Source organism: Plebeiibacterium sediminum (assembly GCF_026013605.1).
GTDB classification, from domain to species: Bacteria; Bacteroidota; Bacteroidia; order Bacteroidales; family Marinilabiliaceae; genus Saccharicrinis; species Saccharicrinis sediminus.
Window position 1 is genome coordinate 19,127 of record NZ_JAPDPJ010000066.1, and the last position, 12,065, is coordinate 31,191.

Sequence of the window (12,065 nt, forward strand, 5' to 3'; positions counted from 1 at the left end):
TGAAAGGAGGAGAGTTGATTTGCAGCTTGCATATTTGTTGCTCTCCGAAGAGAAATGAAATACAAAAAAAATTGGTGCAGGTTTCCGGAAAACCAGAACCCCACACCAATTCAATCTAACCTAATATGTATCTTTTTATTCCTTTTCAGGAACCATAATTACCTCGATAGAGTCATAACCCTTAAATAATTTTTTAGCGAATTTTTGGACGCTTTTAGCGCTTAAATCATTCACTATTTTATTAAATCCTTCGGTATCAGTAATAGGTTCATCATTAACTAATGATCCCTGAATAACACTTAACCAAAAACCATTTTGATTTTCAGACTCTTGTCTACTCTTTAAATAGTTTTGCTTAATTTCTTTAAGGTCATCAACATTAACACCATTTTTCACCAAATTATCAATCTCATTCTTCATGATCTCAATAAGTTTGTCTTTCTTCTCCGGATCACAATCAAAGTTCATAGTAATAGCTGCATGCTCGTATGCACGTTTTGAAATTGAAGGACGAACTCCTACTCCGTAACTACCACCTTCTTCCTCTCTAATGGTCTCTAAATATCTTTTGCTTAATAATTCAGAAATCACTCTAACATAAGTTCTGGTTTCAAGGCTGTAATCCATATCCTTAATGATTGAATAATAAACAGTAGCCTTAGGAAATTCCATTTCTCTTTCAAGCACTCGTTTGGTATAACCTTTAGCAGGTTTAATATTATGGTTTACCCAATCTTCAGTACGATCTGTTGATTTTAAACTTCCAATATATTTAGTAATTAACGGAAGATCTTTCTCTACATCAATATTTCCAACAAAGATGAAAGTAAAGTCATCAGCATCCTGGAAACGATCCTCGTAAATAGCTTTTGCTTTATCAAAGTCTACATGATCCACAAAATCTTTGTTGAATAAAATGTTACGCGGACTGTAATTGCTTTCTAACATTCCAATTGTATCCTGAAAAGCTCTGCTATTATCAGTGGCAATAAAGCGTAACTGATTATTCATTGATGCTTTGATTGTTTGGAAAGTTTCCTGCTCAAAACGAGGATGAGTAAACTTCATATACAATAACTGTAACATCGTTTCAAAATCCTGAGGAGAAGCAGATCCACTGAAACCTTCAGTAAAGGTGCTTAACGATGGAGATACGCTTGCAAGTTTACCTGTTAGTTTCTTATTTAACTGAACGGCGTTAAAATCACCCACACCAGACATACCAGCAATTGTTGTTGCAAGACTACCTGATTCAAGTTGATCCTGACTCAATAAAGACATTCCACCAAAACTATAAGCACTAAATAAAATTTCATCTTTACTTAATTCAGTAGGATAAACCACCACTTTAGCACCATTTTCTAGTGTATATAACTTAGCATCTGTTCCTGAAACAGTAGATTCTTTAACAATTTTTTTCTCTGTTAATTCATCTGTAACTAAAGGACTGTCATTAGACTCATCCTCATAAGCTGTAAGTTCTGATTCTTTAGCAGCTTTAACTTCGGCTAATAACTCCTCTTTAGTTGGATATTGTACATCCTCTTTATCAGGACCAGTAATTGTAATAACACTATTGTTGATATTTGTAAAATCTTCTAATAATGCATAAACCTCTTTCAATGTAATGGCAGGAATTGTTGTTTTAGCAAAATTCATTTCCCACTCAAGAGATGGGAATGGACTTGCTTCCAGGAAGTGATTTCCTAATTGTTCTGCCCAGCTCTCATTATCTACTTTATCATACTCTTTTTCGTATGATTCATATCTACGAAGTAAAGATGTTTTTACACGCTCCAATTCAGAATCATTAAAACCAAATTTCTTAGCTCTTTCAAACTCTGTAATCAATAAAGCGAAAGCTTCTTTTTCTTTATGCTCTTTAGGATTAACTGTCAGATAAGAACCATCTTTAGTACGAGTTATTGAAAAGAATCCAATTCCCATTCCTAAAGCAGGACATTCAGGCTTACGTGTTAATTCACCTAATCTGTTATTTAGCATAGATCTTAGCATTGTTTTAGCTAAATCCTCACGCATAGAAGCTTCATCCTTAACAGTTACAGGATCATGTCTGAAAATCCAATCTATAGAAACACCTTGAGCTTCTTTATCTTTTGCAACAACATAACCCAATTCTTTTGAATCCTCTATCTGGTAAAAAACACGCTCTGCAGCATTTTCTTTAGCCGGGATAGATGAGAACATTTCTTTTACAGTTTGCTCTACTTTTTCAGCATCTACATCACCAACTACAACTACAGCCTGTAAATCCGGACGATACCATTTGTGATAGTAATCTCTTAATTCCTGATATTCAAAATTATTAATCACATCCAATGATCCGATCACATCTCTTTCTGCATATTTAGAGAAGTTAAACATGTATGGACGAGTCTGTGACATTAAGCGAAAACGAGAATTTCTTCTGGTTCTCCACTCCTCACGAATAACACCTCTTTCTGCATCAATTTCTTCTGGTTCCAAAAGTAAACTTCCTGACCAATCGTGTAAAACCAATAACGCTGAGTCTAAAAGGTTTTCGTTTGTTGAAGGAATGTTACTTAAGTTATATACCGTTTGATCTTGTGCTGTATAGGCATTAATATCACGACCAAACTTAATTCCGTTTGCTTCTAAATAGTTTAACATGCTTTTGCCAGGATAATGCTCTAATCCATTAAAAGCCATGTGCTCTAAAAAGTGAGCCAAACCATCCTGAGAATCCTCTTCAAGAATAGCACCCACATTTTGTACAAAATATAAACTAGCTCTTTCTTTTGGTTCTTCGTTATGCATGATATAGTAAGTCATACCGTTTTCTAACTTGCCATATCTAACCCTTGAATCCAGGGGAATTGTTGTAGTGTTTTGTGCAGCAACAAATACTCCTTGTAAAAGAAGCATTCCTGACAAAACTAATTTCATCGTTTTTTTCATGTGTAAAAAATTGTTTTAATGGTCACATGGAACTTGCCGCAACAATTATCAATCATCTTGATAAAAGCTTGCTTAAGGCTCGTTTCATCTCTTTTTTAAATTTACTTTTAGTGGCCATCTGTTGCTTCGCAAATAAATTCAATTACTCTTTTTTTTGCTGATTGGGTAATTAAGTATACCTGCTAACTACATCTGTGCGCGTTTAACGTTATTGTTTTGGTTATAAATTAAAGACATTAATATTTTGAATACTTCATAATAACTAAAAGGGCAGAATAATGTTTTATCCTGCCCTGATAATATCTATTTATTATGGAAGTTCTTTTTACCTTCTTCTAAAAATTCTACAAATGCATTTACATCCAAATCATATGCTCTTGGAGTAACTAAATCATTTCCATTTGCATCTAACAAACAGTAATATGGTTGTGCATTAACTTCGTAACGTGTAATTTGAAAATCTGCATTCTTCTTTCCTAAAGTTTTTTTGGTTTTGCCATCATACTCAGAAACAATCCACTCATCTTTAGGTAATTCTGTTTTATCGTCTACATATAAAGCTATGACTACATAATCTTCTTTTAAGCGCTTCAATACTGCAGGATCTGACCATACATTGGCTTCCATCTGTCTGCAATTAACACATCCATGTCCTGTAAAATCAATAAACACAGGTTTGTTTAATTTTTTTGCAGCTGCTAATCCTTCTTCATAATCAAAATACCCGTTTAATCCATGTGGTAAATGAAGAAAATCAGAATACTTTGCAGTATGGGCCTCAACAGCAGCGGAACCTGACATTACAGCATTTTCGCGTACTATTTTATTGATATCGAAGTCCTGAGTTGCCTGTGGAGGAATATAACCAGACAGAGCCTTTAATGGAGCTCCAAATAATCCTGGTATCATATACACAACAAAAGCAAAAGTAACAATCGATAAACCTAATCTTGGTACACTAACATGATCCACATCACTATCGTGAGAGAATTTCAATTTACCCAAAAAGTAAAATCCTAACATGGCAAAAGTAACAATCCAGATAGCCAGATAAATCTCACGGTCTAAAATACCCCAGTGGTAAGTTTGATCGGCAATACTTAAGAATTTTAACCCAAGCGCTACTTCAATAAAACCAAGAACCACTTTTACTGAGTTCAACCATCCACCTGATTTAGGAAGGTTATTTAACCATGATGGGAAAATTGCAAACAGGGTAAATGGTAATGCAAAAGCTATTGAGAAACCTAACATACCTACAATAGGCATTAATACTTCTCCACCTGCTGAAGCAACCAAAATTGCACCTACAATTGGTCCTGTACATGAAAATGAAACCAATACTAAGGTAAATGCCATAAAGAATGAGCCTAAGATACCTCCTTTATCTTCGTTGGAAACACTTTTATTAACCAACCAGTTTGGCATGGTGATTTCGAACATTCCAAAGAATGAGGCTGCAAAAACCATAAATATCAAAAAGAAGAAGATATTTGGCAACCAGTGAGTACTCAAAAAGTTTGCAAAGTTAGCCCCCAAAGTAAGTGCAACAACAGTTCCAATAACTGTATAAATAGCTATAATGGAGAATCCATAAAAGAAAGCTTTAAATCTTGCTTTTGCTTTATTCTCATCACTATGCATAAAGAAACTTACAGTCATAGGAATCATAGGGAAAACACAAGGCGTAAAAATGGCTGCCAATCCACTTAGAAAACTAACGATAAATAACATCCACAACGAATCAGATTCTTGTGTTTGATTTCCTTTAATGACCACATTTGTTTTGGTAGCAGTAGTTGTTTCTTCTTTCGATTCTTCAACTTTAGCAGCAGTTACCTCTGCAACAGGTTTTGTTTCTACTTTTACAACCGGAGCTGCCTTTTCTTCTTTAACCACTTCTTTTGTAGCTGCAGGTTTAGTTTCCTGAACTGGTTTTGCAGTACCTTTAATAGTTAAATTAAATTCATCATCATCCATCACACACATTCCTGTTTTATCAGAACATGACTGGAACTCAAATGTACCTGCAATATTCAATGGTAATGACTTAATTTCGATGGTTTGACGCATTTCAGCTGTATTTTCAAAGAAACTTACTTCTCCACCCCAAACATCGTCATATTGCTTATGTGCATTGATTGGCTTTACTTCTCCAATTCTTTTATACGAATCGTTTTCTTCAAATTGAAATGAAATTAAAATTGGTCCCAGATCAGGATCAAAATCGTTTGAATATAAATGCCATGTTGGATCAATAGTAGCTCTAAATACTACGTCAATTTTATCTCCAACAGAAGCTTTTGTATCTGATAAACTAACTTTCCACTTTGCCGGCTGCTGAATCTGCCCCCAAACACTTCCCTGTAGAATGACTATCAGGGATAAAGCAAGTAATGCTATTTTCCTTTTCATTGTAAATTGGTTTATGCTATATATTTTTATTATTTCTATACCTAACCTTGTGATTTATAATCAAGGATGTATTACCCTTTTATTTATAACAAGATTTTTTGCTTAATGGGTGACTTGAAGTTATAAATATTTTGTTAATGTTTGTTAACTCATGAGGCAATCCCATTAAATATCAACGAGATCATGACATATATCATAAATACAGTTCACTTTTCGTTAAATCACAAAATAAAGCTGCTAATTAATAAAAGACATTTGAAAATCTTAGTTAAATATTTGTTAACGTAGAAAAAAATGGCGCAACACCCCTCTTTGAACAGGGGGTAAAATATTAAGCATAAAAAAACCGCTTAACCATCATACGATGATTAAGCGGCACTTATCTTATTGAATAAAACCTTTATTTAAATCAACTCTACAGTTTGAACAAATACCACAGAACCCTTTACAAAAATTTCGATTTCTAATTTTACTGTACTGTTTTCTGGTGTTGTATTTCCTGATACCTTTAAATCAATATCATCAGTTAAAATACCATCTACTACAATGTTGTTTAATCTGGCTTTTAATAATGCAATACCATTTTTATCTAAATATTCAGGGAAATAATAAGTTGTTTCTACCGAAGGAATGTCAACCACATAATTCTTCAATAAAGGCTTATAATCCTGATCTCCAGCTTTAATAGTTACATTAACAGTTGCTGAAGTAGCTGTATTTCCGGATAAAGGCTTAACAACCATCCAAATACCTTCTACTGCAACACTTTCAATCTCTCCATCTTCTTCCAGCTCTAAATCATTAACCGCATCATTAATCTGACTGGCATAAATGGTTGTATATTCCTCAAACTCACCAGTTGTATTTACGTTTACAATGGTACTTTCTTCAAACGATGGATATAACTTTATGTCTTTCTCTTCGCATGCAGTAAATAAAACTGCTAACAATAAAACGATACTAAATTTTCTCATGATTTATCTTATTTCTTTATTTCTGATTAATACCAATACCTAAACCAACAGCAAAAGTGTTTTGTTTTGCCATATTATAATCCCCATGTAATTTCACAGGCCCCAAATTAAAACAAAGACCTATTGTAGCTCTTACAGTACCTTCCGACTCTAGTTCAAAAGCAATGGTATCACCATAATTATCACCAGAACCTTCATAGGTATATTCCACATCTACATTTCCACTTTCAAACCCTAAACCACCATAAAAAGTAATAACCGGGATATTGTAACTAGCCTGAAGATTGATTACGCTGGTTTTAGCATCAATATAATTACCTACTTTAAACGATTGATGATAGTAACCCACAGCAACACTTAAAGGAAGAACTTTCAGGTACTGATCTACACTGTGTCTGATACCCCATCCAAATAATTCTATATCTCCTAAGTCATCCACAGGCACAGAAATATAACGGGCACTTAAGTCTGTTCCGAAAATTGAACCTAAAGTTATTTGTGGCATAGCAAGAGGTAAAGACTCTATCTCCAAACCTCCTGGCAAATACTGTCCTAATCCGGTTTGACTGTTTTCTACATATGGACCTTCGCTAGCTCCAAAAATAGTTGGTGCACCCTCAACTGTAATAGGAGTACTGCTGAAAGAAGGATCATCGATAGTAGCCGTAAAAGTTTTTGCTTTACCAGGTATTACTGCCACTTGCGACACCAAACCTATGTATAACTGAAAACCTTTCTTTTTGATCTTTGCATTGTGAAATAATCCACTATTTAAATCTGCGGTAAATGCGTTTGCAAATGGTTGCAAATATAGCTGACCATTTTCAGAGGTATATTTTGACAAATAATCTTCCAAATCTTGCCCTTTCATTACCAATGGACATAGCAAAAGCATTAAAAAATAAAATTTTCTCATGTAAAATTGATTCTTTTTAGTTGATTAATAATAATGCAAGTTATAACAGTTTTGAGTAAAACTCAACACAAACTTGATTATTGCTTTGATTTTCCAGTCTAACAATGGATATTTTATGATATAAAGGTATTTTATTGCTTAATAATAAATAAAAATGCTTGTATTTTCATAAAAAGGAAGACTTCAATTCAAAAGGTGAAATGAAGTAGCCCTATTACACATAGGTTTGGCTTTTTATGAGCTTTAAAAAGTAAAACCTAACCAACCCAAAAGTACCATTTCATCAACTTTTTGTCCTGTTCTGTCCCTTTTCACCTTATCTGCTATTGACTTTTAAGTATCTAAATTCTAATTTTAATAGAAACTAAAAGATAACACACATCCCAATTCAGATAAACATGAGAAAAGTTTTAATCATCCCCCTAAGTGCTATGCTATTTTTTGCCTGCACCCTAACCAACCATAATGCCGAAAACACTGAGCCCGAAGCTATAAGTACCTCTATTGAATTAAAATCTACTGATTCAACAATTACTCCCCCAGGACTTAAAATTACTTCTGCACTTAATCTACTCCAAAATATTAAAGTTGAAGCGTTTGATGTGGTAGCTCTGAACGGAATGTGGATCGTTATTGAAAATGAGAAAGACATACCTCAAAGCCTTGATATTGATATTCATATCAACAATGAAGATGGCAATATTAAAATCAACAACGACCGTTTGACAGTTTACGTTCCAACCGGATCAAAAACCTTATTTATACCGGAAGCAACAGATGAAGAACTAACTGATTACGATCATTCAACTTTTGTACTTGAAGGCAACACACCCATTGAAAACGCAATAGAAAGCACTGTTCAATTAGAAATTATGATTAAAGATTCGGTGGTTACCCAACAAAAAATAATTCTTAAACAGTAACGAAACAATGCCATTCTTTTAAAGAATTGGCCAAACATAAATCCTTTTCAGGGCCCAGACTGGCAACACGAAAACACTTTTCATTTAATCCCCTGAAATTTGAAGCATCACGAATTAAAAGACCATGCTCATTGATTAAAAAGTCTTTTAGTTGTGATGCTTTTCCTTTATCCATTTCAACCAGAAAATAGCTACAAGATGAAGGATTTACCTTTAAACCTCCTATTTGACTGATCTCTTTCTGCAACTTTTGTGAATTTTTTAATAATTCAACAACCTGATTTTCGGTTTTAGAAAAATGATCGAGAATATACGCTCCTGCCTTTTGTGCCAAAACATTTACTGCCCAAGGCATATGTAACTTTTTTAACTGCGAAATACGTTGGGCATTGGTAACAATAAAACCTAAGCGAATACCTGGTATTGCATATAATTTGGTAAAGGATTTTATCACAATCAAATTATCATATTCTGATACCAAATCTGCAATGGTTTCGCCATTGGAACACAAATCAATATAGGCCTCATCAACCACAAATACTGTTGATGGATGACTTGCAATAAAATCGCTTAAAAAGGAACGTGAATAATATTTTGAATCCGGGTTATTAGGATTACCCAGCCAAACTAGCTTATTATCAATACAAACCTCATTTAACGATTCTTTATTGGATACAAACTCTATTTGATGATCATACAACTGACAAGCATCTTCATATTCTGAAAATGAAGGTGTAAATATTACAGATGATTGATTTTTAAATAAATGAGCAACAAGATAAAAAGACTCTGTTGAACCATTACAAACCATAACATCCTCAAATGGAACCTGATAATATGAGGCAAAACGAGTTCGTAAGGCCACACAATTACAATCCGGATAATTTCTTACATCATCCACCTGTTGTTTCAAAAAATCAATAATCTGATCCGTTGCAGGATTATTAAACACATTGGTACTAAAATCAGCAACTATCTTATTTTTATACTGATGGATATCGTTTCCATGACCGTTTATCATCCCTCTAAATCTTTATAAATCTGATCCATATTCAGATTAGCTCTTACAAAATCGGCCAGTTTATCGTACTCCTTATTTTTAAATTCTTTGTAGTTTCCTATCTCAAGTTTTTTATTTAAGAATGGCTCAAGAACATCTTTTAAAACAACAGCATTATCAAATATGCCATGAATATAAGTTCCCCAGGCCTTTTCACTCTTATAATAACCATCCTTAACACCATTACTTAAATGAGCAACCGGTTTTTGCTGCGTTAAAAACGAGGTTTCACCCATATGTATTTCATAGCCCTCGCATCCATCTGTCTTATCTAAATATTTAAAAGATGTTTGTGTGCTATTTTTTTCGTTGGAAATCACTGTAACTACAGGTAAAATACCTAATCCTTTTACACTATCAGCCTTGCTTTCGATATGCATCGGATCAAAGATCTCCTCTCCCATTATTTGGTATCCACCACAAATACCATAAATATTTTTACCCGACTGATGCCAGTCTTTTAAATATTGAGCCAATCCTGTTTCTTCGAGATAATTCATATCAGAAATGGTGTTCTTTGATCCCGGAATAATTAAAATATCTGTCTTACTTAATTCCTGCACAGAATCGGTAAAATAAAGGTTCACATCGTCCACTTCAGCAAATCTGTTAAAGTCGGTAAAATTCGACATATGCCTTAATGGAACCACCGCTACATTAACTTTATCCTGAACTGCCGTTTTATTCATCTTTAAAAGACTTACAGAATCTTCTTCCTCAATGGTAATACCTTTAAAATAAGGAATTACCCCAATAACAGGAACGCCTGTAATATCTTCAAGTATTTTACGCCCTTCGGTGAATAAATCAATATCGCCCCTGAACTTGTTGATCAGAACTCCTTTAATCAACTTCCGTTCATCTTCTGGAAGTAGTTTAATAGAACCGTAAACTGAGGCAAAAACACCTCCTCTGTCAATGTCTGCCACCAAATAAGTACAAGCTCCAACCGCTTTTGCCATAGGCATGTTCACAATATCCCTGCTTCGAAGATTCAGTTCCGAAATACTCCCGGCACCTTCTAACACAACAGGATTGTACTTTTGCTCCAACTTCTTAAAAGCTACCAATACTTCTTTAAACAAGTTTGATTTATTATCATTCAAAAAGTACTCTTTGGCCGATTGATTTCCAATTGGTTTACCATGCAAAACCACCTGCGAATTCTGATCACCAGTAGGTTTCAATAAAACAGGATTCATCTCTACTTCACACTCCAAACCACACGCTTCGGCCTGAACAGCCTGTGCCCTTCCTATTTCTAATCCATCGGGTGTGGCATAACTATTCAACGACATATTTTGCGCCTTAAATGGTGCGGGTTGATATCCATCTTGCAAAAAGATGCGACACAAAGCTGTATTGATAATACTTTTACCAACATCAGAACCTGTGCCTACAAACATGATTGGCTTTAACTTTTTCATTAAAAGATATATAATTTAACCACTCTGAAATCAGGATAAACCTTGATTGAGAAGTTTATAACGGTGTTATAATTTTTATTTACTTTTCGATACCTGTGCGTGAACCTATTTTTTGTTGAAACGGATGCTTATGCATTTTCATTTCTGTTACCAGATCCGCTCTTTCCATTAACCAATCCGGCGCATTTCGTCCTGTAAAAACCACTTCGGTATTTTTAGCCTGTTCCAGAATTTCCAATACCTCCTCTTTGTCAATATAACCCCTGTTCAACACATGATTTGCTTCATCAAGCACAATTAAATCATAGGTCTTACTTTGAATCAGATCCACAAAAATCTGCCAGCCTTCTTTGGAGTCTGCTATCAGTTGTTGTTCTTCAATTTCATTCATAGTCCAGCTGGGTTTATCCTGATGATTATGGATAGAAACATCAGCACCCAACTTTTCCAAAGGCTTAACTTCTCCTGATATTTCAGATTTAAAAAACTGCAGAAAACGAACTTTAAATTGATTACCTAAAGCCCTGACAGCCAAACCAACAGCTGCGGTTGTTTTTCCCTTACCATCTCCGGTATAAACCTGTACTAACGCATTTTCCATTATTATAATAATTATTTAATAATGGGATACAATTGATGAAATGAGTTTCCCTTAACTCCAATTCGCCTTTATCCCGAAAGCATTTAACCCGGATTATGTATTAAAACATCGTTATGAGCTTTGAAATAGGAATAAAACAAGTACTTACTGAAACGAATCATAGCTCAACTATGGTGAGTTGAAGTAAGTAAGTGAAATACCTTGTTTTGAAGCTATTTCAGAGTGCAATAGGTTTTTTAATGCATATTGCGGGTTATACATCTGGCAGGTCTTCTGGCTCGTCTTCGTTTTGAGGCCTTCCCAATGAATAGATTCATTAGTGGCAGTTAGTTTGTCAAAACATATACAGACTTACAGCTGCGGGTACAGCTTCGGAATTTTCTGGTTAAACAGAAGCACCGAATTCCCATATTAAGGTTTCCCCTGAAAGGAGAAATCCACCAAACGAGCTGCAAAAGTAATAAATAAATCAATTAGAGCCTGTTGTTTATTTAATTTGAAATATGAAATACTGAAGTTTAAACTTCTAGATAAAATCTTGCGGTAATTTAATTTTTAATAGAAACATTTCTATTAAGAGCAACAAATAGGCAAGCTGCTCGTAAACACTCATCCTTCAAAAGGAGGAGTCCCTGAGGAACGAAGGGGAGGTGGTTTTGAAATTAAAATTTAATCAACTAATAAGCCCAGTGCTTACTCACTGAGCTATTGGATTGAGGATGTAAAATAAACACTGTCTGTAAGCAACAAATTATTAATATTGTGACTTATGGCAGAAAAGAAAAAAGAATCCCCAGAATATATTGCAA

8 protein-coding genes and 1 riboswitch are annotated in these 12,065 nt (G+C 34.3%); of the genes, 1 reads left to right on the forward strand and 7 read right to left on the reverse strand.

What is annotated here, in order from left to right; genetic code table 11:
- Positions 1–135 precede the first annotated feature (135 nt).
- The 4 genes from OM075_RS20240 to OM075_RS20255 form a co-directional block, all read right to left on the reverse strand.
- Complete coding sequence (locus tag OM075_RS20240; RefSeq protein ID WP_301192372.1) at positions 136–2,928, reverse strand: M16 family metallopeptidase; 2,793 nt, start codon at positions 2,926–2,928, stop codon at positions 136–138.
- A 315-nt stretch (positions 2,929–3,243) separates the two neighbouring features.
- The gene (locus tag OM075_RS20245; RefSeq protein ID WP_301192373.1) at positions 3,244–5,355 is read right to left on the reverse strand and encodes a protein-disulfide reductase DsbD family protein; all 2,112 of its coding nucleotides are present in this window, start codon (positions 5,353–5,355) and stop codon (positions 3,244–3,246) included.
- Positions 5,356–5,759: 404 nt separating this feature from the next.
- Positions 5,760–6,329 carry a hypothetical protein gene (locus tag OM075_RS20250; protein ID WP_301192374.1) on the reverse strand — a complete coding sequence of 190 codons (570 nt, stop codon included), beginning with the start codon at positions 6,327–6,329 and terminating at the stop codon, positions 5,760–5,762.
- A gap of 16 nt (positions 6,330–6,345) precedes the next feature.
- Positions 6,346–7,245 carry a DUF6588 family protein gene (locus tag OM075_RS20255; protein WP_301192375.1) on the reverse strand — a complete coding sequence of 300 codons (900 nt, stop codon included), beginning with the start codon at positions 7,243–7,245 and terminating at the stop codon, positions 6,346–6,348.
- A 398-nt stretch (positions 7,246–7,643) separates the two neighbouring features.
- Here OM075_RS20255 and OM075_RS20260 point away from each other — a divergent pair, with 398 nt between their 5' ends.
- A complete protein-coding gene (locus OM075_RS20260; protein WP_301192376.1) occupies positions 7,644–8,168 on the forward strand; it encodes a hypothetical protein in 525 nt (174 codons plus the stop codon).
- Here the strand turns inward: OM075_RS20260 and OM075_RS20265 are convergent.
- The 3 genes from OM075_RS20265 to OM075_RS20275 form a co-directional block, all read right to left on the reverse strand.
- Positions 8,158–9,189 carry a pyridoxal phosphate-dependent aminotransferase gene (locus OM075_RS20265; protein WP_301192377.1) on the reverse strand — a complete coding sequence of 344 codons (1,032 nt, stop codon included), beginning with the start codon at positions 9,187–9,189 and terminating at the stop codon, positions 8,158–8,160. The two genes, OM075_RS20260 and OM075_RS20265, sit on opposite strands and share 11 nt — an antisense overlap.
- Positions 9,186–10,655: a cobyric acid synthase gene (locus OM075_RS20270; RefSeq protein ID WP_301192378.1), complete on the reverse strand. Its 1,470-nt coding sequence runs from the start codon at positions 10,653–10,655 to the stop codon at positions 9,186–9,188. The genes OM075_RS20265 and OM075_RS20270 overlap by 4 nt, the downstream gene beginning before the upstream one ends.
- A 79-nt stretch (positions 10,656–10,734) precedes the next feature.
- Positions 10,735–11,256: a cob(I)yrinic acid a,c-diamide adenosyltransferase gene (locus OM075_RS20275; RefSeq protein WP_301192379.1), complete on the reverse strand. Its 522-nt coding sequence runs from the start codon at positions 11,254–11,256 to the stop codon at positions 10,735–10,737.
- 246 nt (positions 11,257–11,502) lie between these two features.
- Positions 11,503–11,716: riboswitch (cobalamin riboswitch) on the reverse strand.
- Positions 11,717–12,065: the final 349 nt, after the last annotated feature.